Genomic DNA, 25,237 nt, shown 5'->3' with positions numbered 1-25,237 from the left:
GCTGGCAGAACTATCATTCATGCAAACAGACTCTGGTTTACGCAAATAGTTCCTGTACCGCCTGTCCCTTAGCATCTTTGGTGACATAGAACGGACGGCCTTCGATGTCGAAGCCGGTTTTGGGGCTGATGCCCATCGCTGTCATGATGGTGGCGTGCAGATTTTCGATGGAGACCGGATTTTCAATCGCCATCAGTGGGCGCTCGTCTGCTGTTTTGCCGTAGACGAAGCCGCGTTTCATTCCACCGCCAAACATCACAACGCTGGTGCCTCCGGTGAAATGACGATGCAGACCAAAGTGCTTCATCTCGGAGATTTCATCGACCTTCTCGCGAGCCTGATCCCGGGCGTTGGAGCCGGGCTGACCTTCGATCAGTGCATCGCGGCTGAATTCTGAAGCGATAATCACCAGGGTCCGGTCGAGCAGGCCCCGCGCTTCGAGATCGAGAATCAGCTGCGTGATCGGCGGGTCGATTTCCTTATGCATACGGTCCATGGTGGTATGCCCGTCGGCGTGCGTGTCCCAGTGCAGGAAGGGAACGTACTCGGTTGTGACTTCGACAAACCTCGCTCCCGATTCCACCAGGCGTCGGGCCAGCAGACAGCCACGACCGAAGCGACTGTCGCCGTACTTCTGGCGGACATCTTCCTTTTCCAGCGTGATGTCGAAGGCATCCCGTTCTTTGGAACTGAGCAGGCGATACGCCTTGTCCATCGACCGCAGCATCGATTCCTGATGATAGTCGCTCATCAGTTCCCGCTGCGGGCTCTGATCGATGAGCTTCCGATAAAGCTTGTTGCGGTTGACGAACCGTTGCCCCGTCATTCCCTGAGGCGGGCGCACCGACTTGGCGGCTTCCTCGGGATAAGGCAGGTTGAGCGGTCCAAACTCGCTGCCGAAAAATCCGGCCGTGGTGAAGGCTTTGAGCTCTTCGCTCTCCCCGACGCCTTCGAGTCGCTGGCCTACATTGATGAAGGCCGGCATCACAGGATTACGGGGGCCGATCACCCGGGCCATCCAGGCGCCTAAATGCGGAGCGGCGACGGTCTGTGGAGGAACATAACCGGTGTGCCAGTGATACTGATGTCGCGAGTGCAGAATGCTGCCCAGGTCGGGCTGTACGGCCGAGCGGATCAGCGTCCCACGGTCCATCACCGATGCGATGCCTTCCAGTCCCTCACAGATTTCCAGTCCATCGACGGCAGTGTGGATTGCCGGGAAGGTGCTCAGCATATCGGCGACTTTGAGCCCTTTTTTGAACGGCAGATAGCGTTTGGGATCGAAAGTATCCGGTGCCGCCATCCCGCCTCCCATCCAGAGCAGAATGCAACTGTCTGCGGTAGCCTCAGGTTGTTTGACCGGTTCTGTTTCATTCGCGGAGAGCAGACGTGGCGTTCCCGACATCAGCGCCGCAGCGCCAGCGGCACTCAGATGCTTGAGGAAATCGCGGCGGACAATCTGTTCGGGTGCGGTGGGATCGATTTCAAATGTCATCGGTCGTTCTCACTGTGAGAGGAGCATTAAAGACTCGGAATACAGGTATTATAACAGTCGTCAACGGATCAGGAAAAACTCGGGCAGCATACAGACCGACCAGAGCAGGTCCTCGACCTGGGCCGGCTGGGGTTGTTCGCCCAGGATCTGTGTGATGATTTCGGTCTCGGCGGTCGTCGGTTTGCGGGAAAGCGCGAACTGGTACAGATGCTCGGTCAGACGCTGGGGATCGCCGTCGGTCTGTGTGATCAGACGCTGTGCCCCCTGGGCAAACGCCTGGGCCAGGGTCGCTTCATTGGAAAGGTCGATGGCCTCCAGCGTCGTCAGTTGGCTGGGTCGCATCGAAACAATCTGTTCCCGCATCGGCCGTCCCAGTGATTTCATCAACGCGGTATTTTTGAGCAAGGAAGCCCGGACCATCGGTTGTTTGCCTTCCGCGGCGACTGCCAGTAGGCTGCGGGCCTGAGAGTCGACGGCGTTCGTCCAGCTGCCGACCGGCTTGACGATGGTAACGGGAGCCCACTTTCCGGAAATGCCTCCCAGGCGACCTTCCTTCGTCGCGGGTGCGTTCGGATTCCACTCCCACGAGGCGTCGGAAGAGATTTCGCGCTGTTCCCCGTTCTCGAGTTCCAGTCGTGCATCGAAGAAGAAGCCTGCCGGATTGGGAGTGCCTCCCCCGTTATGTACGATGGCCGTGATTTCATTCTTGCCCGGTTTCAATAACGTGTGCAGGGGGAGCGTGCGGACCTGGGCCCAGTTGTCACCTTTGTCGACTTCCCTGCGATTGATAAACAGGATGTGCGAATTATCGCAGGTCAGAACCGCGCCTCCCCGTTTGACTGCAGCGGGCAACTCGATGATTTTGCGGACCACAATCGTCTCATCCGCGGGGGGCACCTGCTTCGCAGAATCGCCCCAGATCCATTTGGCTTTGAGGTCATAATCCTGCTTCTGATCCGGTTCAATCCGCGTGCGAAAGATGGGGGCTTCGAACTTGGCCGGAGCGGCACCCGTGATCTGCCAGACGCCATCCAGAAACTGCTCTGCCGTGAGTCGACGTGAGCGGGGACCGCGATACAGGTAATCGGAGTCTTCTCCACCTGCGACAATTTCCACCTGCGACTGGTACGCCTCAGAGGTCGCGATCAGTTCCAGGACTTTTTTGATGTCGTACTTGTTGTCGCTCAGGTAAACGGCCAGATAATCCAACAGGTCTTCGTTCCAGGGTTTGGTCTGCATGGCGTCGAGCGGATGCACGATCCCCCTGCCCTGCAGACGATGCCAGAGCCGGTTCGCAATTGTGCGGGTAAACCGCCCGTTGTCCGGATGGGTCATCAGCTGGGCCAGCTGCTGCAGACGTGCTGCGCGGGAAGCGCCTGCATCGATCGTACCCAGTTCCGGAAAGAGCCAGCTGGCTTTCGCGGTCTTGCCGATCGGTTTATCACAACGATGGATTTCCAGTGCACGTTCCGAGTAAATGGCGGCCAGCCCGTATGATTCTTCCAGCGTCCAGCGATCGATGAAACTGTCGTGACAGGAGGCACACTTGAGGTTAATCCCCAGAAAGGCCTGCCCCAGGCTCTGGGCGAACTGAATCTCGACAGTCTGCCCGGCTGAGACATTACCTCGCCACTTGATGCCATCGATGAACCCGCGGCTGGCATCGGTGGGTGGCGCGATCAGTTCGCGCGTCAGCTGGTCAAAGGGTTTGTTGTAGAGCAGCGATTCATACAACCAGGCGGAAACCTGTTTGCGGCCCCCGGTGATGAAACCGGTTCCGCTGTAATCGTTACGAAGCAGATCATTGAAGAACGACAGCCAGTGATCGGCGTAGGCGGTGTCATCAGAGAGCAGCTCCTGAATTTTGCGCGTCCGTTTATCGGAGGACGGATCTTCCAGAAACGCATTTAACTCTTCCGGCGTGGGAAGCAGGCCCGTCAGGTCGAGGCGGACGCGTCTCAGAAAAGTCGCATCGTCGATCGGTCCGGGACGGGGCAGCTGGTGTTCGGCCAGGTAGTGATCGATCAGGCGATCGATGGGATGCGTGCGATTATCGACGGCGGCAGGGAGTTCGGGACGCCGCGGTTTGAGCGGAGGCTCGTATGCCTGTTTCCCGAATGTAAAACCGGCTTCCCAGGGCAGATCTTCGCTGATCCACTGTTTGAGCGTCTCGACCTCTTTCGCCGACAGACGCGGCTTCCCTTTGGGAGGCATCTGCATTTCCGGATCCTGAGAGGTGACCAGTTCCAGCAGATACGACGCTGCGGGGTCTTTCACATCGACAAAGCCGGACTCCATCCAAAGCGTGCGGGTATTCAGTGAAAACGAGCCCTTCGCTTCGCGTCCCCCATGACAGGCGACGCAATGCTGTTTCAGAATCGGTACCACATCATGGGCGAAATCTATGGGCTTTGCCTGAACGGCGGACGCCATCGTGATCTGGAACACGACTATCAGGGGAAGAACAAAACGTAATTTCATCGGGCGAGCCTGCTGCAGGTGGGAAATTCGTCTATGAATCAAAGCTTGATTATATCATAGACCGGGGGGCGCCCGCAAATTGGATTCAGGTTTCCGCTCAACAGAGGAACAGGCATTTCCAGTGACAGCGGTGAAGCCATGACTCCCTTACTGGCCTACATACAGAGCGTAGACTTTGACTTCCTCGGAATCCGGGAATGTGACGCGTAACGCCAGCGGTTTCCCTGCGGGCAGCGTGCTGTTCTGCTGACCTGGAAAGACGACGGGCGTCCGTGTGCCGGGCTCTGTCACCTGGGCTGCCTGATCTCCCGAGTATCCGGGCAGCGGCCGATCGTATTCATCCAGCAGCTCGACGGTCAGCGGTCTGTCCTGGCTGACCCCTTCCAGGTTCACGGAGAGTTGCAGCTTTCCTTCCGTTGTGAAAGGAGCAGTTACAAAGTGGGCGCCGTTCTTTTCGAGTTTGCGGGAGAGATAACCAAAGCCGTCCCGGCGGAGGGTGGCCAGTCCGATCTCCATGTTCTTGAGCTTACCGCCGGTGTCCCAGTGAGAATACCAGATCATGGTCTGGTCCCCCTTGTTAACGAACGCGTGTCCCTGCAGGAGGGCGATATCATCCCACTCCCCTTTTTCCCCTCGGGCGATGACCGGATGATCGGGCACCGGTTCGCGGAAATGGACGCCGTCATCACTGACAATCAGCCCCAGATCGACGCTGACGCCGGTATTCCAGTAGCGGCCATCCTTGGGTTTCTCAGGCGCATCTTGCCACATGCCGTACAGGCCGACCAGCACGTTGCCACGATTCCAGATGCCGGCCCCCATGTGCGTCTGCTGACCGGGTACGGGTATGGCCGTTAATTGTCCCGGGCGGGCAAATGAGAGTGCTTTCGCACCGGACCAGTGTTCAAAGTCGGGCGAACGGTAGGTGAGCATCACGCGACCAATTTTCGAACCATCCATCCGCCAGGTCCAGGGAGAAATCAACTGACCACTGGCATAATAGAAGTTGCCGTAACGGTAGAGACTGGAAACTTCAAAACGTTCCCCTCCCGCATTCATCGGCCGGTCTCCGACAACATTCCAGGTCAGGCCGTCTGCACTGGTCGCGCAGATGAAGGCACCCCAGCGACGTTCATCCGGACCGATCTGACTGCGCCCGCCGCGTACGTCGGCGAACGGGGGATGCGCGATGTAGGCACACTTATAACGCCGCTGGGGATCGGGATCGTTGGCGTCATACAGGACCGTCAGAAAATCATTGACCTTGGCCAGCGAAGGAACCCGCGACTTGATCAGGCAGATGTTGTTCTGTTTGTTACCGTTGAATTCGACCAGGTTCAGTTTCGGTTTAGTCCAGTGAATGCCGTCGTCGCTCTCGGCGTAACACATGGGCCGCCACCAGCCGGGCGCCTGGCCGCTTTTGATCGCGGTCTCGAACATGCCCAGGTACCACATGCGGAACTTCCCATCCAGATACAGCACGCTGCCATACAGAATCGCATGTCCGTGATCAGGGGCGCCTTCCGGTCCCCGGCGGAGCACCGGATTGGCGGGATGTTTTTTCGCCGTCTGTGGCGTCAGTGCCAGATTGTGACGCCAGGGAATCGCGCGGTCATCGAATGAGAAAAAGACCGCTTCTTCAACAGCCGGTCCCCGGTCGACAGAGACCCGGCCCGGCGTTTGTGCCGCCAGCTGTCCATTCAGAGAAAGAATACAGACCAGGATCAGGGAGCAGGCGAGGAGTCCTGACCGTTGACGAGAATGAGGGGCGTGCATGCTGGTTCTTTCGTGTTCAAGGACGTTCATCAGGGAAGGAGTGACTGGATCCGCGGAGATTTCAGTTCACGTTCGGGAATCACGGTCTGTTTCAGTTTGACCAGGTCGGCGCCACAGCCGGTGACGTGGGAGACATCGGATAACCACTGGGACTCCTGTTCCTGGCCGATCTGCTGCTGGAATGTTGCGAAGTCCTGGGGAGCGAAAAAGGTGCGATCCAGGCGCAGACTCTGCAGTTGATAGCGGTTGCGGTCGCCCGTCCATTTGACGTCTTTCCAGATCGACATCTCCGTAGTCAGGGGATCGGCAGACCGCGAGACATTCAAGTACTCATATTCCGCTTCCTCGATCTGTCGGGCAGTCGCGCCGGCAATCAGGGAATCAAACAGACGGACTTCGCCACCGGTCGCCTGGAAGTTGAGTCCCATCAGCGTAACATGGCTCGCATCCAGAATCGAATTGCGGGACACACGAACTTCGTTCTTCCCCCTGACCCGCCGGATAAAAACATTCTTCATCGTCAGCGTGCAGGGTTCTGTCTCTTCCGCGCGTCCGGTGAGCATCAGCGTGCGAACAGCGGATGAAAGCACGACCGCATTAGTCAATTCATAACGTCCCGTATCGAGGAAAAAGAGATCAAAGCCGAGACAGTCGCGAATATAGACCCGATTGTAACTGGTCCGACTGGATCCCGTGTCGCAGATGCCGGTCGAATTTCCGATCGAAACAAAGCCGTCGACTTTGTACTCGGCCGTCTCGTGAGCACTGATGCCGTCATCGCCACATTCGATGGCCTGGATATTTTCGAACAGTACGTCTTCACAATGTCCGTGGATATTGAAACCATCGTTATAGGGATGCGTGCAGGTCAGGTTGCGAATCACCAGGTGCGCATTGTAGTTGTCTTTCGAACCGCCAAACTGTACTCCCGCGGAACGGACGGGAACGCGAATCTGCTGTTCGCTGAGCTGCGCACCGGGAGAGACTTTCAAATAAAAGGCTCCCTTGATCTGGGATGACTTTTCGTCGGCGGGCCCTGCTTTCACAAACGTCCATTCTCCCACCTTCAGTTCCGCCGGCTGTTTGAGTTCCTGACTGGGTCCTTTGGAGGTCCGGCCCATGTGAACCATCTTGCCGTTCCAGACGAAAAACCAGCGTTGCAGGATGGCATCAGTGACCGCAGGCAGGAGTTGCTCACTACGATAGAGGTCCGGTTTGACTTCGTTCCATTGAGTAATGTCGAGGGGGTCGGAACCTTCCAGCGTGGCACCGTGCCCGTCGAGGGTGATCGGCTTGCCCGGTTCTCCGCGCTTGCCGTAAAAGCCGGCGTATTCGTGATAGACTTTGGGCTGCAGATGAATCGCGTCGCCCGGCTGCGCGTTGCGGATCGCCTGACGGATTGTTTTGAGCGGCCCTTCCTGGGCAGCGTCATTGCCGTTATCCGGGTCAACATGAATGTCGCGGGCCAGACCGGTGCCGGTCAACAGGAGCAGGAGGAGCAGACCACAACACCAGGTCCCTGCCCTCCCCCCTGGACTGACATGATGCGTACCGATTGACGGCTGTGTTTGAGTGCTGTCTGAATTCCCCTGCATAAGGCTGCTTCCTGAATTGAGCGCGGATAATTTATTTTGAGTCTGTTGGTTTCTGATCCAGCCAGAAGCGGGACTGCATCTGCATCATGGTGCGGGCCCGGTTCGAATCACGATCACGGATGGCGGCAGCCAGTTCCTGGTGCTCCCAGATCATCCGTTCGCCGGTCGCCGCGTCGGACTGATAATTCTGATAGGCCGAATCGAAGAAGTTGACCAGCACCCGCTGCATGCCGGCGATCAACGTGGACGATGTCATCTGCAACAACAGCGAGTGAAAGGCGATATCCAGTTCGGAAATCTTCTCGGGCCGGTGACTGCGAATGGCGGTTTCCATCTCCTGCGCCAGTTCACAAAGCTGCTGGCACTGTTCGTCGCTGCCGTTGCGGATGGCCAGGTCGACGGCCCCCATCTCAACCACGTAACGCAGCATCGACAGCTCAGCGATATCCTGATCAGAGTCGAATAAGGAGGGCAGCCCCAGTTGTAGCAGACGAAGCGGATCGGGACGTCTGACAATCAGCCCCAGCCGTTTGCGGGCTTCGAGCAGGCCGATGGCCACCAGTCGACTGACGGCTTCCCGGGCAACGGTTCGCGAAACGTCGTACTCTTCCGCGAGGTCGGCTTCAGTCATGAAAAAGGCCCCGTCGGTGAGCCGTTCGTCCTGAATACGGGCCCGAATCCGCTCGGCAAGCTCGTCAGACTGGGTTAACTGGATACTGGTTTCGGCGGCCATAGATACTACTTATTAAACAGTTTTCGTCAGATTATTGATTTACATCGTGTCTATTTCTGATTAAATAGTATCTGTTCAATTCCTGATGTCAAACCTTATTTGGGAAATCTCTGATGTCTGCATTACCTGATCTGACCGAGTTACAGCAGTTTGATACGCCGACGATCTGCAACGCGATTGAGCTGTTTGAGGTGCGACCGCGGACCGCGGGTTACATGCAACGGGAGATCGCAGCCTGCTTTCCGGAGCTGCCTCCCATGGTCGGTTATGCGGCGACCGCGACCTTTCGTTCTTCCGCGCCGCCTGCAGCGGACATCGATCCCGGCGTGTCTGCGCGGCTGATCAGTTCGTTCGCAGAACTACCCGGACCGGCGATTGTCGTCTTTCAGGATCTGGACGATCCCCCCGCGGGAGCCACGTTCGGGGACGGAATGTGTCTGACTTACAAAACCTTTGGAGCCGTCGGTCTGATCACTTCGGGGGCCGCCCGGGATATCGATAATGTCAGACTACTCGATTTCCCCTGTTTCAGTCACGGAATCATGTGTGGGCACGGTTACTGTCATTTCGAAGAGACCGGCATTCCCGTGGAGGTCGGCGGCTTGACCATCCGGCCCGGTGATCTGCTGCACGGCGACTGTAATGGTGTTGTAACGATCCCGCGAGAAATCGCAGCGGCAGTGCCTTATGCCTGTGCCGAGTATCTCAAGTACGAAGCGATCGTTTTAGATCCACTTCGCGAAGGACGGGCCAACCTGGAACATCACCAGGAGACGATCCGCGAGATGCTGGCCCGCCTGGCGGAACTGAAGCGCGAACTGAAAACGATGATCGCACCGTCTGAGGCGGATTCCTGATCGTCTCTAGTACCAGTTAGTGTTTGAGAATCTGGATGGTCTATACCAAAGTCGTTTCAACCGGGGCTAATGCCCTACGGCTAATTTGGGTTTTCTGTTGTTGAAGTCCTGATGACAGGAGTAACAGCATACCCTAGGCCACGGTGAAGACTTACATAGCTCATGCTGTCGACCTCACGCTCATGTTGAAATCTGTTACATAAACGCTACCTGAGCTGTCTCAGTTCGTCCGGTTGACCCAGCGACGGGCTTCCTCGGTGAGGTCGGGCTCTTCTCCCGTAGGGGCTTCGAAGTAGTAGTGTTCCAGACGAGAAATGGACGTGTCGAGCTCGGCTTTGCCTGCGGGACTGAGTCCGTTATTGCGTTCGATATCCTTGAGCAGGCCCAGTACGGTAAAGGGAGTGACATGCTCGGGCATCTGGTAACGGGCCGTGCTGACGGTCTGTGTTTCCCGCGTGACCAGTTTGAAACCGATTCCCAGCAGCAACAGCAGTGCAATCCCGCCGAGGATGGGCATCACCCAGGACTGTTCGGGAGTGCCGTACTCCTGCTGGAGCATGATCTCCGGATCAACGGAGACAAGGTCGGCATCGTCGAACCGCTGGTAGGTGACTTCGTGAGCCTCGTCTTTCGGTAAGCCGAACGTGAATGCTTCCGGATGTTTGGTGAGATCGGGACGGGCCTCCATGGAGACCATCCAGATCCGTTCGGAATCGATGGCATTTCCGGGGGCTGTCTTATCAAACTGTGAGACCGAAACCCCTTCGTTTTCAATCGAGGTGATGTTGAATTCTTTGGGTTTCAGATCGACCAGTTGATCCAGGTCGGGCATCAGACCGATCCCGGTGGCCCGGACTTCCAGCTTGAGTTTGCCCTCTTTTGCTTCGCGTTCGTCGAGGGTCTGGGTGATGGTCACTTTTTCATACGGACGCGGATCACCCTGCTCTGGCGAAGCGTCGATGGGCAGCGGCGCCGATTCCACAGGGATCACGGCGTAGCCGGAGGTGTCCATGAAATCCATGTCGAGTGTGAGGCTTGGGATCTTGTCGACCTCAGGTCCCTTGGGCTTGAGCAGCAGATAGGCATAGGGAGTGACCCGCCAGCCGTAGGTTTCGGCGGCGCGGGAGTTCACATCTTCGCTCTGGAACGTAATCGAACGGATCTCGAAATGCTCTTCCAGTGCCAGACGGGCCGATTCCTCGAACTTCTCACGATAGTTTTCCAGCGGACGACCGTAGTTGTAATAGAAGTAGTTCCCCTGCTTCTGATTCTGCAGGTACTTGGAGAACCCGCCCGATTCGCGTTCAATCTCCTTCGTGTGCCTCAGGTTGACGAACAGGCCGAACGGCTCGCCATGACCGACGACATCCGAACCGTCGATTTCAGTTTCCAGTTTGATTTCGGTCACGAGGTCTTTGTAGTAGTCGTAAACTTTTTTCGCTTCCCGCGCCTGTTCATGGTCGCCCACGATTTCAAAGCCCGCTTTCAGGTAACGGAATTTGACTCCCGGATTGAGGGCACTCAGCCGGACGAACAGGGAGTTGGCAAACTTGTCCATATGTCGTTTGGCGAGTTCGCCGGGCAGTTCTTCAATCGCCTTGCGGATGAGGGGATACTGCGTGGGGTCTGAGACCGTGGTATCCGAGATCTTACCTAAATCGGGAGCGCCGAGGCTGGCATAGAACCAGGTTTCATAGACGGTCGACTCCTGTTTGTCTTCTTCGAGCGATTCGACCTCGGCGGCGTAGAGTTCGGCTGCCTTCTGAAATCCCTCCAGTGAATGCTGACGACGCTCGGAGAATTCGGTCGTACTGTTGAGCTCCTGCCGGAACTCGTTGGCATCATGATCGAGGGCCGCCTTCGCGAGTTGCACCGCCCAGGATTTCGGATATTTCTGAATCGCTTTCTCCAGCACCTGCTGGGCCGTCGCGTAACCTTTGATGACTTCGCGTTCGATGTCTTTCTGTTTGCGATTGGTTTTGGCAGCCTTCTGAGTCGCGGGCATCCGCCAGACTTTAGCGAGGTTGGTCCGCATGGTCTCAATCAGAGACGCCAGGGTCTCGGGATTCAGGCCATCGACGGTGCCGTAGATTTTTTCGATCGCATCCAGCTGGTAAACCTCGGCGGCACTGTGTACCTGGGTGAAAGCCTGTGTGATCAGTCTTTCATTGATCGGCTCGATGGGAAGATCGTTGATTCGCTTGATCCAGTTGGCGAGTTCTTCAAGATTACGGACCTGCTTGGAACGGGTGAGCGGAATGCCCTGGGCCCGCTGATTGAAGCCCCAGGCAAACATGTAGATGCTGGTCCGCTGCTGTTCCGAATTGGGATTGTGATTCTTCGTCCAGACCTGCAGGAACTGTTCGGCCAGTGTCTTCGCTTCCCGCGGATCGAGAGGGGCCAGCTTCTCAATGTACGGGAAGGCTTCGTCTTCCTCTTCGACTTTGAGATAGAGCCGGGCGATGGTAGTCATGAAATCCTGGTGCAGAGGCGGATCAACGAGCTTCATCCATTTCTCATCCGGAATCATCTCCAGGATTTTGCCGGTCGAGATGGCCTGGATGCGGTTCTGCCGCACCATCTGCGGCTGCATCATACTGCTTTCGGTGTAGTAGAAGTTGCCGTAATAATCGCGCTGCATGGTACGTCCGCGACGGGTAGAGTAGTCGTAGGTCTGTGAAATTTCTGCTTCCCGCAGCCAGTTGGTCGCCAGCATTTGTAGCGTCGACTGCCATTCCTGGGCCTGTTCGGGAGCCGCGGTGAGCAGCGCTTCGACGGCGATTTTCTGCAGTTCCAGACTCCGCTGGCGGAAGGAACTGTTACTGATCTGGGTCGACATCCCGGTGGCCACCGCAGAGCCGATGGTGGAGAGAATTTCCTTCCCCCGTTCGGGACGTTTACTGAAACTCTCCTTGAGCCAGGCCTGCCCGAGTTCTTCCTTAATGCGAGGTGTGAGTTCGACGGCCCGCTTGAGGGCTTCTTCTTTTTCTTCGGTGGAAATTTCGCCGACGGCTAGCACCGCCTGCAGGGCCTCCCAGGCTTTTTCGAGGTGCTCATTCTTCTTTTCATGGGAGGGGAGCGCCAGATAATAACGCGACAGCAGGTTCAAGGCTTCACGGTCATCTTCTTTGATCGCATCTGCCAATGCAGGCAGGTACTCGGCCATATATTGCGCCTGTCCGGAATCGGCCAGTAACTGTGCGACCTGGCGTTTGCTCAGAACGGGCTCTTTTTTCTGCAACTGTTCGTTAAACGCTTTGAGATATTCCTGGATCGCGTACCCGTTCCCCAGCGAGATGCGGAAGATGCCCGTCAGCTGGCCGAAGTACGTGTTCTTCTGGTTCATTTTCTGCTGGAGCTGTGCCGCGAGCTGCGGATTCTGGCGAATCATCTGCTGAAGCTGTGCGGAACTGACCGAGCCTGAAGGCAGATTCTTCGCATCGATCTTTTCCGTGGCATCTTCGGGCAGGAGTGCTGCCAGCTGGAAGAAGTCGTCGATGGAGATCACATTTTTCTCGGAGAACTGGGGATAACGGGTTCCCGAGGGACGTTCCGGATTCTGCAGGGAGGACAGTAACTGCAGGTAGAGGGCCTGAGACTCTTCCTGCGGCAGGGTCTTGAAAAATGTTTTGACGGCTTTCCAGTCCCCGTCTGTGACATCGCGCTGCAACGTTGCGAGTTGTTTTTCGAAGGCTTTCAGTTCGGCATCCAGTTTCGCCTGCTGTGCCTTTTTATCGGCGGCAGCCTGCTGCTCGGGAGTCAGCGGTTTCTGTGCGACGAGGGGCTGTTCGGTCGGCTGCTGTTTCTCTTCCGGCTGCTGTTTGTCTGTTTTTTCCGGTGCAGCCCAGGCCTGGATGCGAGCAGAAGGACGTCGATCGAACTTCAGTTTTTTGATCGCGGCCAGCCGTTTCTGTTCGTAGGCTTTCTGCTGGGCGTCCGTGCTGGAGGACGAGGCACTCTGTGTTGCGGCTGCGGAACTGGTCTGCACACTGGCAGGTGCGGTCGTGACCGTGAGACTGCCCGACACTGGGACGGGTGCCAGGACCGGGGCCGCTAAAAGTTTTGAAACCTGTCCCGACGAAGTTCGCGCGCTAGATTGCGCCAGGCTGGAGTGGTCGTCAGCTGCACAGAGGAGCGTCGCGATTGTGATCGAAAGAGCGAGTTGCAGTCGCTGCATCGGAAGTCACCTTTACTTGAATTTAGAATCAAATACGTTTCAGCAGTCGTCCGGGGGATTCACCGGCGAATCCCCCCTTCTCCGTCAGACATTACGAACCACTTTTATCCGGCGGTGGTCCGGCACTGGCGCCACGATGGTCCTTTTCCTTTTTCTTTCCCTTGCCTTTTCCTGGCTTCTTCCCCGGCTTCTTGCCGTTACAGACACCGTTGCAGCAGCCTTTGCATTTGCACTGTTTGGGAATCGGCATGCCCTGCAGGTCGGTCAGATCGAGATTTGCGAGCCGGATGACGGCTTCCAGATTCTCCTGCTGTTCTTTGAGGTCACCTTTGTCGCCGGTTTTCTCTGCGTTTTCTGCAAGCAGGCGATAGTTCTGACGCGATGACTCGATGATGGGTTCCCAGCCATCTTTGCCAACCCCTTCGAGACGCAGCGTCCAGGTAACATAATATTCCGCATTAGCCATCGCGGAGCGTGTCTCTTTTAACAGTTCCGCATCGGGTTTCTCTTCGGACTGAAGTTCACCGAGAAGGGCCTGCAAATCGAGGTAGGCTTCAGGAAGTTCTCCGGAGAACATCATCGCTTTGTCGCGTGCGAGACGGATTTTGCGTGATTCTTTCACATTGTCTGCGGGCACCAGTGGCAAAGCCTGGTTGTAGAGCGCCACTGCCTGACTCCAGTTGCCCTGCTCTTCGGCGGTCTCAGCGACTTTAACTCTCCGGTCCACATCATCGAGCTTCAGCTGTGCCTGTCCTGGTCCGTAGTGGTAGGCGCCCAGAAAGAGCGGGACCAGCCCCCAGCAAAGTAGCAGCATAATTCTCATTGGACTTTCCTTCCTGCAATCAGTTTCCATTGCACAAGTGACAAAACTGGTTTCCTGTATTCCGTTTTCCGTCGGTCATGTGGCCGAGGGATGCAGTTGTGTTGACTTCTGTTTCCGTTCCGTTTCTTTCCGAGCCCGTGCCCGTTCCTTGCGACTGGTGAAGACTCCCGGTTTCCAGCCGGTGCCCCAGTAATGCAGCAACCAGGGAATCAGGGCGTAGATCAATGCCGAGAGACTGCAGATCGCCAGGGCGTATTCGCGGCGGGTCAGTTTCTCAAAGGGGTTCTCTTCACCGCCGACCGCCAGTTGATCGATCAGGTCGGTGCTGAGATGTTTTTCGTTGCCGTTGTGATAAGTGCCGTTGAGACGAATAGCCAGTTGTCGCAGCGTAGAGACATCCTGGCGGGAGTGGTGTCCGTTGATGAAGGAGCCTTTGACGGAATCTCCCACGCCGATCACCACCGCATTGGCGACCGAGACGGGCATTTTGGGCATGCCGACACCGGGCACGGTATCGCCGTCACTGATGAGCAGGAGCGTGGTGCTGTGTGGATTCCAGGGTTTCGCCAGCTCCGCGGCTTCTTCGAGTCCCGAGAACAGATCGGTTTCGCCGGAGACGAACGCGTGATGCATGGGGAGATCGTTAAAGATATTGTGAATCACTTCCAGGTCGCGGGTATCTTCGACGACCCGCTTGGCCGCGTTATAGACGGCGACCACGCTGGTCCGGTAGCGGTTCATATTGGCCCGTTCGAAAAAGGATTCCATGAGCCGCGCGGCGCGTTGCATGCGGGCCTGATCCTTGTTCTGACCGGCGTCTTCGAGCCGCATACTGGGCGAGACATCGAGCACGATCAGCAGGTGTTTCATTTCGTTATCGGGAATGGCCTGGGCCGCATGAATTTTGGGAGGCAGCAGCAGCAGGGTGATCAGTCCCCAGCAGAGACCCGTGAGTGAGAGCACGCGAAGTGCAGGCACGATGCGGGCCCAGGCCGCGGGTTGGGCGGAGGGACCGAAGACGAGGGGCGCAATCCGCCTGATGCGCCGGGCGTGGAGCATTTCCGCGCCAGTGGCTACCACCAGGATCACAATTGCCGCCAGTCCTGCTACCACGGTGTAAACCTCAATCCAAAGAGTGAAAGTGTGCTGCTCCCCAGCAGGATCAGCCCTGCCAGACTGTAGGGATAAAAGTGGTCCATCGACTCCGCTGCCGTTCGTTCCAGGCGCGTCTCCTGCATTTCGTCGATGTGCTTGAATACGGTTTCCAGTGCCTGCGGGCTTTCGGGCTCGAAGACCTCGCCCCCCGTGAGACCGGTGATGTTCACAACCGGACCGGGCACTTCACTGGCTGCGATGTGAATCGCGTAAACCACGATGCCATCCACCTTGAGTTTTTCGGCAATCTCCACATCCTGTCCGTTCCCGAGATCGAAGCTGTAGCCGTCGGAGACGAGGACTATCATCCGGTCCCCCTGCTCGCGTGAGATGAGTACTTCCCGACACGCGCGGAGGGCCTTGCCGATTTCGGTGCCTCCCAGCCAGTGCGGATGCCCGGGGCTCATGGGATCCATGAACGGGGGCGCGCACTTGATCGCGGAGACATCGGTCGTGAGGGGAACCCAGTGCAGGACTTCGTTGCCGAAGAAGGTCAAGCCGAAGGCGTCGCCTTCGCGGTAATCGAGAAACTTGTTGATCGCCGCCATCGAGGCATCGTAGCGTGTGCCTTCGCCGAAGGAGGCGGTCATACTGCCGGAGACGTCGACGCAGAATTCGATGTTGGTCAGCACCCGCCTGGTTTTGGGGGCACTCAGCTGTTGTGGCCCGGCGAGAATCAGTACAACGACCGCCAGGATCAGTGCGGGCAGTGATTGCGCGAGATTGACCAGCGTTCCCCAGGCATGTCCGCGCGTCTGAACTCCGTGGTCGAAGGGGAGCACGACGTGTCCCCCGTCACGCCGCCAGATCCAGACCAGCAGCGCGATCGGCACGATTAAGAACAGGAGTACCCAGGGATGTGAAAAACTCATAACGTCGATTTACCAGTTTGCCTTGTGTTGTGTTGATTTCGGTTTCAGTAAATTCCAACTCGGTCTGTATTCAGGTAGCGAGGGACGCCAGCTCCTCGTCGAGGGCATCGGCGGGCAGATTCTGATACGGTTCCAGAATCTGCGCGATCTGCGGGCTGTTCAACTGCGGATCCGCGTCGGGGCGATGCAGCAGGATTTCCAGCTGTTGCAGCAGCGGGCCGGCTTCCTCGTGCTGTCTTAAAATCCGGGTCACCTCGGCGACGTCGGTCTGTTCCAGGTGCAGTCGTTTCCGCCAGAACGCGACCAGCATCATTTCCAGTTCTGCCATCTGTGTCTGGGTCAGCTTACCCGCGATCGCTTTTTCGACCATGGGCTGCAGGCGATCTGACAGCGAGGGGGGCGGCTGTTGTGTGTCGTCGGTCTCATTGGCTGACTTGCGTTTGACGAAGACAATCAGAAAGGCGCCCACCGCCCAGAGCAGGAAGATGATGGTCATCCAGAACTGGTAGCCGCCGATCCGGGGTATCGATGTGGCCGAGGGGCTGTTGGGCTCCACGCGACTGGCGGGGAGAATCGACTTGATGCTCACCGGAATCGCGGGCAGTTCGCCCAATTCACTCTTGTCTTTGCGTTCGAGGAAGTTTGCCAGATTATATTCACCCGGTTTGAGACCGTAGTATTCCAGTTCATAGCGGAACATGTCCGGGCCGTGTGGGTGGAGGCTGACAATCCTTAAGATGATCGGATCGTCGTCGGCGATCTGCTTGACCTGCAGTTCGGAACCGGGAAGGATGACATCCTCAATGCGTTGCGACATGCCGACCGACGCACTGGAGGGCTCCTCTGCTGCGGCGGTGGGAGACGGTGTGGCTCCGTAGACGCAGGCCAGCAGAACCAGCGCGAGTGTCTGCAGAATCAGAGTTCGGAAAAATGCCTGCCGGTCTCTCATTAACGGCTCCCTCGTGAGAGAATATCGCGGGAAGAAAAGAACTGCCTTAAATGGGGGACGAACGGCTCGTCCGTTTCAATTAACAGATGATCGATGCCGCTGCGTTTCAGCTGGAAGTCGATCTGCTCCTGGTCGAGCCAGACCTTGCGTCCGTGTGTAACGAAGTCGCTGCCGGTCTCTGCTTCGCGGGCCCGCATCAGTCCGGCACCTCGCAGCCCGGTCTCAGCGGGATCGCGAAACTGGATCACCACTGTATCGTGTCGTTGTGCGAGTTGCTTGAGGGCGGGAACCGCTTTGGGATCGTGCAGGTCGGAGAGGACGATAATCAGCGCCCGGCTCTTGAGGCTGGGGCTGAACTCGGCCACCCGTTGACCGATGGTGGTCTGTTCGTCGTAGCGGAAGCGTCTCAGGCGGACCAGCCACTGCATGACCTGGTCTTTGGAAAGGCTGGGATGAATCCGCAGATCGGTTTCGCCGACGCCGAGAACGCCGACGGGACTGACGCGTTCCAGGCAGGCAAAGGCGAGCCCGCCCGCGATGTGCAAAGCCAGACCGTATTTACTTTTCGCGGTGGAGCTGATCATCATCGAAGCGGAGGTGTCGATGAGCAGATAACAGGGGAGCCGCTTGGGGGTTTCGTATTCCTTGATGTACAGCTTCCCGGTGCGGGCGGTGACCCGCCAGTCGATGCTTTTGATCGGATCCCCTTCCTGGTAGGGTCGCGACTGGAAGAACTCGAGCCCGGAACCGAGGAACGGCGACTTGTCAGTCCCGTAGCTCAGGCTGTCCGCGAGTCGCTTGACGGCAATGTAGAACTGCCGCGCGTCCAGCGGATCAATCTGTTCCAGTAAGCCTTCCATGCAGCACCTGTTTTAAATTTGTGAGAGTATTCGATAACGTGATTCGAGACAGCGGCGACTAGTCCTCCCGCCCGACCAGGGATGGCGTTGCCCCCAGGTCGCGGAGCATATCCTGCAGCACTCCTTTGCCGGTGAGCCCGTCGGCGAGCGCTTCGTAATTCAGCCGGATGCGGTGCAGGATCACATCCTCGGCCAGCACGAACAGATCTTCGGGGATCACGTAGTTGCGTCCCTGGATCAGTGCCCGGGCGCGGGAGGCCTTGACCAGCGCGATGCCGGCACGCGGACTGCAGCCCAGTTCGATGTTGGGATGATTGCGTGTGCGGTTGATGACTTCGATCACGTGTTCCACGAAGGTATCGCTGACGTGAATGTCGTTGACGGCCTGCATGCAGGCGACCAGGTCATCGGCTGTGCCGACGGGCTGTTGCTGCATGACGTCGAATTCGGTATTCACCACGGCCCCGCGGTCTTCGCGACGAATGCCGAGTGCCATGTTGCGTTTGAGAACTTCGCGTTCCTCACTCGGATCGGGATAGTCCAGGCGGTGACAGAGCATGAAGCGGTCGAGCTGGGCCTCGGGCAGTTCAAAGGTTCCGGCCTGTTCCACCGGGTTCTGCGTGGCGATCACCAGGAACGGTGCGGGGAGTGAGAAGGTTTCGTTGCCGATGGTCACCTTGCGTTCCTGCATCGCTTCCAGCAGCGCCCCCTGCACCTTGGGAGCGGCCCGGTTGATTTCGTCGGCCAGCAGCAGGTTGGTAAAGATCGGCCCGGTGCGGGTGACGAACTCGTTGGCTTTCTGATCGAGGATCTGCGAACCCAGAATATCGGAGGGCAGCAGGTCGATGGTGAACTGAATGCGGGAGAAATCGAGGTCGATCGATTTGGAGAGGACCGAAACGAGCAGTGTTTTCGCCAGTCCCGGCACCCCCTGGAGCAGAATATGACCGCCGGTAAACAGCGAGATCAACAGGCGTTCGACGACCTCATCCTGACCGACGACGACCGTGGCGACCTGGTCGCGGACGGCCTGAATAAACTGGGCATTCTTGAGGACTTCTTCCGAAACCTCATGTTGGCTGGCAGCGGAGCTGTTCATAGATGATATCGTTCCATGCTGACGGGAAATCGATTGTGTCTGGGGCAGAGTAGGTAGAAACTCAGTTGCAGAAACCGCGGGCAGCAGGGCGAAATGCTGCCTGTCACCGAATGGCGCTGGCGATCTAGACAAAAGTGCCCACAAATAAACAGGGGCACAGTATATCTTAAAAGTGCCCCTCAGCGACTGTCAACAACTTTCACAGCAATTTCCTGCGCACCAGCGGAGTGCAGAGTTCCCGGGAATGTGGGAAATGAAAGAGGAATGGGGGGCCGGCGTATGCTATTGGTTTCAATACCGCTTAAGAGTAGAAGCCATAGAGGATATCTTTAGTAGATACTATAGCGGTTCTCTCTCAGTGAGTTCTTCATGACGCTGCGTTGGAATTTTGTTCCATTCTACAGGACCTTCACCCTCTTCAAGCGCAGTGTAATAATCTCCACAAATACTATGATACTTTTCTTTAGTGACTGATTCGTATGCTGCACCGAGGCGATTACATGCGTCTTGTAGAGGACATTCAATACGTGTTCGCGCAGGAATCGGATAGAATTTTTTTCCTTCAAGCCAGTCAGTTTTCAGATCACCTCTATAGATTCTTATGTTCAATGCGGCACCATTACCCACATTTTCAATCATCCAACGTTTTTTTCCGCCGTCATTTTTTAAGACAAATACAAGAATCGGCCTCAAGCTGGAGTGGTAAGCTTCATCAGCAATCTTACAAGAATAGAGCGATATGCAAATGGCAAAAAAAGAGAAGACCAGTGTTAAATAATTAAATGAATTTTCTAGAGATTCAGTTAATTGGAGAATCAATAAAACTAATAATAGAACTATTGATAGGACTAAACCGTATTTGAAGAAAAGATATCTCTGCTTATTCATACTAACACTTTTTTTTACATCGCTTTTATCCAGAAATGCTCTGGAATAAGGTCCATCGTCTCTAGGAGCCGATTGGGATACCCTAGACACCTACAGAGGGACGTTGACGAAGAATTAGTTGGGCTTCGGTGATTTTCATGCTAATTACTTATGCCTCACCACCAACGTGAGGCTCCACATAGCTTATGAATTTATCGTAGGAAGTTCTATTCTGTTTCCAATAATCATTTGCACCAGGTAGCTTAGTTCTAAATTCTGATTTGGTGATAATCAGGCTTTGTTTGGCGCGTGATATAGCAACGAAGAATGCACATTGAGAATCTTTTAGTTTCCCAAAAAATGTCTCTTTTTCAACTCCTTGAACAATTACTGTGTTGAACTCAAGGCCTTTACATTTGTGAATAGTTAAAATTCTTACTGCATGAAAATTAGACAATCCTTTGAGTGACTCTACAAAATCAGCATTTCCATTGAAGCAATTTTGTACTTGTTTTTCTGATGAATCTAAAAGTTCACTGAACCATTTTTTGTTTTCATAATCACGAGATAATTCATTGACTCCGGAATCACCTAAATTCTGAATTAACTCCTCAACGCATTCCCAGATGGATGTAAAATCAATTGAACCATTTAACTCAGACTGTTTTTCCTCAATGAAATCGCTCCAAGTCCTCGATCTTATGTCATTAGTATCATCAAAATGATCTGGAGCTACTACTGAAAAAAAACGCTCCCAAGAATCTGGTTCGTTTGATCCACGTAAGACAACTAAAAAATCAACAATTAACTTATAAATTGGTTCGCAAAATAAGTCTTGAACTTCTTGCTCATTTCGAAATGGAATATTTCTATCTTCTAGTTCATCCATCAGGGATTTGGCATAAAGATGTGGTTGTGTGTTGCACAGAATTGCAATCTCACTAGGTGGAATTCCAGCATTAATCCAACTCTCGATCGAGTCAGCAATCCAGTTTGCTTCTACTTTTTCATTAGCAAAGGACTCAATTGTGACTATCCCATTATCACCAAGTAATTCATCATCTTTTACGGCAGCATCGGGATCAATATCTTTGACCATATCATTTTGAACTCGTCGGATTCGAGGAAGGGATCTAAAGTTCTGGTAGAGATTCAAAGATTGTGCATCAAAATCATTTCTAAAGTCGAGAAAGATACCATCCAGTGCACCAGCCCAGCCCATGATCTTTTGCTTTGTATCTCCAACGGCTACCAGGCGTGTATCACTTTCTAAAAATGCAAGCTTAATGAGTGAATATTGGTCCTTTGTGCAGTCTTGAAATTCATCCAGAAAAACATCACTGTATGTTTGTAAAACAGAATTCCTCGCCTCAGGACAACTTCTTAGAATTTGATTTGCCAGAGGGACCATGTCATTGAATGTGATTTGTGTTTTTGGTGCCCGATGCTTGGCTATGATATAGTTTTCATCAAGTTGATCATCGCCCTTCAGGAAGGGGCGGAAAATATCAATAATTCGTTTGGCAAAAGCATGAAACGTATGGCTGTCTAATCTCGAAGATAGTTCCCTCCCACATCGATTCTGGACACGCTCTTTTAGGTTAGAGCTGGCATCTCTCTTAAATGAAATCGCTAAAATTCTCTTAGGAAATCTGCATTTTCCTGTGCGAAGTAAGAAGTCAGCTCTTTGTGCCAACATTTCAGTTTTCCCTGCACCTGGTCCTGCCATGAGTGCTACGCTACCTTTGAAAGAGGTTGCAGCAGTAAATGCATTAGGTTCCAGTTTTATTCCACCTGATGGCATCCAGACATCGCGCTGAATCATTCATAAACCTCTTGTAACTGAGTTTTTACACTTTTTATCAGTTGGCGATATGATTCGGGGAAATTATCAAGGATAGCTTGATTGTTTAATTTTGATAGTGCCCTTATATGAGCTGCAGGTTTGCTACCAAGCTTGAATAATTTATGGTAACTGTCAAAGAACTCTAGTTCATTTTCATCATACCAATCCGTTTCTGCATGCGATTTTCCCAAGACTGATTTGATAGTAGTGTCGTCTGGAAACTCTAGGGTATCTGTCTCTATCCCATAGGCTTTGGGATAACTAAGAATCATTGAAAAATCCAAATCGAGCGGTTCTGAAAAGAAAATACGTTCTTTTTTTAGTACCTTAATACAATCCTTATCCCATTCCTCCTCAATATTTTCATCCAATGGGCTGCTCTCATCCCATTGAGGTATGTTCTCAATTCCGTCATATTCTTCTAAGTTAACAAGATTTAACTGATTGAAAGCATATTTGACTCTTCCCCACCCACCTTGATGACGACTTAAATCCAAATCTAATAATGTTACATACGGAATGCCTAAATCGGTTAGTATTTTCCACATATAATTGACATGCCGTCCTCCAAGTTGAGCTATTGTGATTCCATTTTCATCTACTGGCAGGCCTGCCGCTTCAAAAAGTCTAGGAAGTACAATAGACTCACTAGGGCCTTCGCCTAAAACAACAAATCGTGAAAAATAAATTTCTGGATTTAATAAGATTCCTTCTCGCACATATTTATACACATCCATTTTGCTTTTGGGCGGTAGTCGAATTTCTTTTACCGATGCCAATCGATCCTGTCCAATTCTAGTATGTCTTATTTGGTCTGGCGGAACTCGGTGGAGCATGGCTGGCGAGTGAGTTGTAACAATCGATTGAGCATCCTCTTCACTGGAAATTCCCTTGAGCAGGGTATTAATTCTCCCGAGATAGTGTGGAGATAAACTGTTCTCAGGTTCTTCAACTGCGATGATAGAAAAGATCGGTGGATTTAATTTACTTACATCAATTTTCTGCTCATCATCCTCATCAATCTTCATTGCTGTTCGACTGATTTCGATAAAAGCAGTGACTAATGAAAGGTAAAGCAGTGACATTTGGCCATCACTAAGTAAGGAGAAATCAATAGTGGACGCTCCATGAGCTGGAGTAAATTCAATTGATACGTTGTTTCTCAGTCTTTCAAGACTTTCCAGACCAAAGAATAAACTGGCTTTTTGAAAATGACTTCCCTTGTGTAGGTGTTCCCATTCTTCGGAAAGTTGTTGATTCGCGTTTTCTATTGCAGAATTCTGAGAAATCAAAGACATAATGTCTTCAGAAATGGATGTAAATTGATGTTCTTCTTCACTCCAGTCAATTGCTCGAATAATTCGTCCGAGCAATGATGTTGTGTTTGCCTGGATATGATCGTTTGGATCTCTCTTTGCGGGGAGATAATGGACAGCAATGTGATTTCTTTCTGCTCTTGATACTCGTGATTTTTTGGGAGAATCATCTGCCTCCTGGCCTGTGACGTAAAACAGACTTTCTTCAATATCTCCATCAATCCCCATCGTGGCTTCCAGCCTGTAACGTATGGAAATGTTTCCTCCATCCTCACTGAGTCTCATGTGATTGAAACAGGGGGGAATTGTATTTGAGTTATCCTCTTCGTTTGCTACTTCAGGAAGTGAAAAGTCAGCTTCGATAAACAATGTCCTTTCCTCTGGACTCTCTTGTTCGTCATAAGGTACATGAAAATCATCTCGCCTGATTTTTCGCAAAGATGGATTACTAGCGAACATCCTGGCGAGCGCTTGAAGAATAGCAGTTTTACCCGATCCATTAGGGCCGATCAGGAACGTTGTCGAATCAATGAATGAGACTTTTACTGGTTCAGGCCCAAAGCATTTGAAATTGGAAATTCTAAGTTCGATGAGCTTCATACGGGAGTTTCCTAGGATGGTTCGCGTATCGGGCAGAGGAGTCCGTTTTCCGATAGGGACTATATGGGTAATTGTTTCTTTACCACGGACAGTACAATAAAAATGAAACGACCAGAGCCATTCAGTGCACGTTTCACCAGTGTAGCAAATGGTTACGTGATCGCAAGTTAGTAAGTGAGGAATCCCTTTTGTGACTAGTGTTGTATGCAGTGTCTACCCTGGTTACCGGCAGCTAGTAACTCCGATTACAAATAGTTTCCCACCAGAGCAAATTGTTGCCATTGCTTCCTGGTTTTCCTGAGTTCTCTCCAGGTGCGGGGGCGTTCGATCTGCTGTTGTTTCTGTGTGCGGTGGCCGGTATACGTCCAGCGCATGGGGCGGGCCAGATGCTGGTTGAAGTATTCAATGAACCGCCGTAATTTCTCGATCAGATCCTGTTTGGAAGTGAAGCTGCCCTGACGCAGTGCGCGGCGTTTGATGATGCCGAACACGATTTCGATCTGGTTCAACCAGGAACTGTGGTTGGGCAGATACACAAAACGAATGCGATGTGCCGGGTCGGTCAGAAACTCACGCCGACTGGTCATCGTTTTCAGCACACCTTCGCGTTTGACCTTTCCCAGGGTGTCAGGATCGATACCCAACTGTTCTGCCACCAGCTTGACCAGCGGCGCGCCGCAGTGCGTATTTAAATTATCGACCACGAACACCCAGCCCGCCTGTGGATCAGTGGAGATGGTCTGTGCGATGTGTCGGGCGAAGTCATGATTGTCACGTGTTTCGGTAATCGTCGTGGCCAGGAGTTGTCCCTGGGTCACATGCCAGTTGGCAGTCACGCAGACGGTACCATGTCGCGTATATTGAAACTCTTCTCTGGCCGGCTGTCCGGGACGTGCCCGTTTTGTTTCAGCCCGCCGTTCGTTGGCCTGCAGGCTGGTCATTTCATCAATGCAGACCGTGTGCGTTTGCTGCTCGTCAGCTAACTGCTGTGCTTCCCGATAGGTTCGACAGACTGTCTCTACCTCTCGTTGAAACTTTTCAGGATCCTGTTCAGTCGTGTTGCACCAGTAACGGCTGCGATGCGGCTTCAGATTCACTTCGCGCAGGACACGGTTAACATGGCTGGCGGAAATCGCATCGACCAGTTGGCGTCGTTGTGCTTCATCAGCCAGCTCGGCTCCCGTCCAGGAAGTCACCGGGCGACCACTGTTCTGGGGATCTTTACAGGCGAGGGCAATCAGTCCCGTCAGTTGCTCGTCAGTAAAACGTCCCGGCGATCCACTGCGGGGCGCATCACTGAGGGTGTCGATGATTGCCCGTCGGAAGGCGCTCTGGTTGAGGTCGAACTGCATCTGCAGCAGTGCCTGAAAAGAGTCACGCCAGCGACGTCTCCAGATCCCGATTGTTTTAGCGCAGCGATCGACGGCAGTGGCAATCTCCTGGTTTTTCAGTTGATCGAAGCCCAGTAGTATGATCCGGGCGCGAACAATAATTGCCTGACTGGCATTCCGACTCTCAGTCAGTTGCGTTAGAATCTCGTACATACGCGTCGTCAATTCAATATGGGCAGCCTTGCCTGACATTGCTCTTCCCTGGTTCTGGTGGGTGAGGTGAGATTCCTCATCAGACCTCGGAAGAGCATTTTTGTCACCAGTAATCTGGTGGTCTACAAAAAACAGGAAGACGGCGTAAATATTCTTTCTGGTGAGAACGAACTTAAGAGCGGAGTTACTAGC

Annotated in this window: 17 protein-coding genes; 1 reads left to right on the top strand and 16 read right to left on the bottom strand. The window is 53.9% G+C overall.

Annotated elements, in window-relative coordinates; genetic code table 11:
• Window positions 1–37: 37 nt before the first annotated feature.
• The 5 genes from RID21_RS08925 to RID21_RS08905 all read right to left on the bottom strand — a co-directional run bounded on the left by RID21_RS08925 (window position 38) and on the right by RID21_RS08905 (window position 8,080).
• Window positions 38–1,495, bottom strand: coding sequence for a DUF1501 domain-containing protein (locus tag RID21_RS08925; RefSeq protein ID WP_350188291.1), 1,458 nt, complete (start codon window positions 1,493–1,495; stop codon window positions 38–40).
• A gap of 60 nt (window positions 1,496–1,555) precedes the next feature.
• Window positions 1,556–3,976 (bottom strand): DUF1549 domain-containing protein, encoded by a 2,421-nt coding sequence (locus tag RID21_RS08920; protein ID WP_350188290.1) that lies wholly within the window; start codon window positions 3,974–3,976, stop codon window positions 1,556–1,558.
• A gap of 147 nt (window positions 3,977–4,123) precedes the next feature.
• Window positions 4,124–5,752, bottom strand: a complete 1,629-nt coding sequence (locus RID21_RS08915; RefSeq protein ID WP_350188289.1) for a glycoside hydrolase family protein — start codon at window positions 5,750–5,752, stop codon at window positions 4,124–4,126.
• A gap of 29 nt (window positions 5,753–5,781) precedes the next feature.
• On the bottom strand, window positions 5,782–7,347 hold the full coding sequence (locus RID21_RS08910) for a hypothetical protein (RefSeq protein ID WP_350188288.1): 1,566 nt from the start codon (window positions 7,345–7,347) through the stop codon (window positions 5,782–5,784).
• A gap of 31 nt (window positions 7,348–7,378) precedes the next feature.
• Window positions 7,379–8,080, bottom strand: a complete 702-nt coding sequence (locus RID21_RS08905; RefSeq protein WP_350188287.1) for a FadR/GntR family transcriptional regulator — start codon at window positions 8,078–8,080, stop codon at window positions 7,379–7,381.
• A gap of 113 nt (window positions 8,081–8,193) precedes the next feature.
• On the opposite strand from RID21_RS08905, the gene RID21_RS08900 reads away from it, so the two are divergent.
• Entirely contained in the window at window positions 8,194–8,937 is a 744-nt protein-coding gene (locus RID21_RS08900; RefSeq protein WP_145038722.1) for an RraA family protein, read from the top strand.
• 220 nt (window positions 8,938–9,157) lie between these two features.
• Here RID21_RS08900 and RID21_RS08895 read toward each other — a convergent pair whose 3' ends face one another.
• From RID21_RS08895 to RID21_RS08845, 11 genes are all read right to left on the bottom strand, one after another.
• Window positions 9,158–13,114: a hypothetical protein gene (locus RID21_RS08895; RefSeq protein WP_350188286.1), complete on the bottom strand. Its 3,957-nt coding sequence runs from the start codon at window positions 13,112–13,114 to the stop codon at window positions 9,158–9,160.
• Between the two features lie 91 nt (window positions 13,115–13,205).
• Window positions 13,206–13,937 carry a hypothetical protein gene (locus tag RID21_RS08890; RefSeq protein WP_350188285.1) on the bottom strand — a complete coding sequence of 244 codons (732 nt, stop codon included), beginning with the start codon at window positions 13,935–13,937 and terminating at the stop codon, window positions 13,206–13,208.
• A 75-nt stretch (window positions 13,938–14,012) separates the two neighbouring features.
• Window positions 14,013–15,050, bottom strand: a complete 1,038-nt coding sequence (locus tag RID21_RS08885) for a vWA domain-containing protein (RefSeq protein ID WP_350188284.1) — start codon at window positions 15,048–15,050, stop codon at window positions 14,013–14,015.
• On the bottom strand, window positions 15,044–15,964 hold the full coding sequence (locus RID21_RS08880; RefSeq protein ID WP_350188283.1) for a vWA domain-containing protein: 921 nt from the start codon (window positions 15,962–15,964) through the stop codon (window positions 15,044–15,046). Before RID21_RS08880 ends, RID21_RS08885 begins: the two co-directional genes overlap by 7 nt.
• Window positions 15,965–16,034: 70 nt before the next feature.
• Window positions 16,035–16,913, bottom strand: a complete 879-nt coding sequence (locus RID21_RS08875) for a hypothetical protein (protein ID WP_350188282.1) — start codon at window positions 16,911–16,913, stop codon at window positions 16,035–16,037.
• Window positions 16,913–17,773 (bottom strand): DUF58 domain-containing protein, encoded by an 861-nt coding sequence (locus tag RID21_RS08870; protein WP_145038706.1) that lies wholly within the window; start codon window positions 17,771–17,773, stop codon window positions 16,913–16,915. Before RID21_RS08870 ends, RID21_RS08875 begins: the two co-directional genes overlap by 1 nt.
• Before the next feature lie 58 nt (window positions 17,774–17,831).
• Complete coding sequence (locus tag RID21_RS08865) at window positions 17,832–18,872, bottom strand: AAA family ATPase (RefSeq protein ID WP_350188281.1); 1,041 nt, start codon at window positions 18,870–18,872, stop codon at window positions 17,832–17,834.
• A gap of 339 nt (window positions 18,873–19,211) precedes the next feature.
• Window positions 19,212–19,760 (bottom strand): hypothetical protein, encoded by a 549-nt coding sequence (locus RID21_RS08860; protein ID WP_350188280.1) that lies wholly within the window; start codon window positions 19,758–19,760, stop codon window positions 19,212–19,214.
• 148 nt (window positions 19,761–19,908) lie between these two features.
• A complete protein-coding gene (locus tag RID21_RS08855; RefSeq protein WP_350188279.1) occupies window positions 19,909–21,564 on the bottom strand; it encodes a UvrD-helicase domain-containing protein in 1,656 nt (551 codons plus the stop codon).
• On the bottom strand, window positions 21,561–23,501 hold the full coding sequence (locus RID21_RS08850) for an ATP-dependent nuclease (protein ID WP_350188278.1): 1,941 nt from the start codon (window positions 23,499–23,501) through the stop codon (window positions 21,561–21,563). The genes RID21_RS08855 and RID21_RS08850 overlap by 4 nt, the downstream gene beginning before the upstream one ends.
• A 245-nt stretch (window positions 23,502–23,746) precedes the next feature.
• Window positions 23,747–25,084 (bottom strand): IS630 family transposase, encoded by a 1,338-nt coding sequence (locus RID21_RS08845; RefSeq protein WP_350188277.1) that lies wholly within the window; start codon window positions 25,082–25,084, stop codon window positions 23,747–23,749.
• Between the last annotated feature and the right edge of the window lie 153 nt (window positions 25,085–25,237).

It is taken from the genome of Gimesia sp., from assembly GCF_040219335.1.
GTDB lineage: Bacteria > Planctomycetota > Planctomycetia > Planctomycetales > Planctomycetaceae > Gimesia.
Note: the sequence above shows the minus strand (reverse complement) of the source record. Positions and strands in the feature narration are given on the sequence as shown.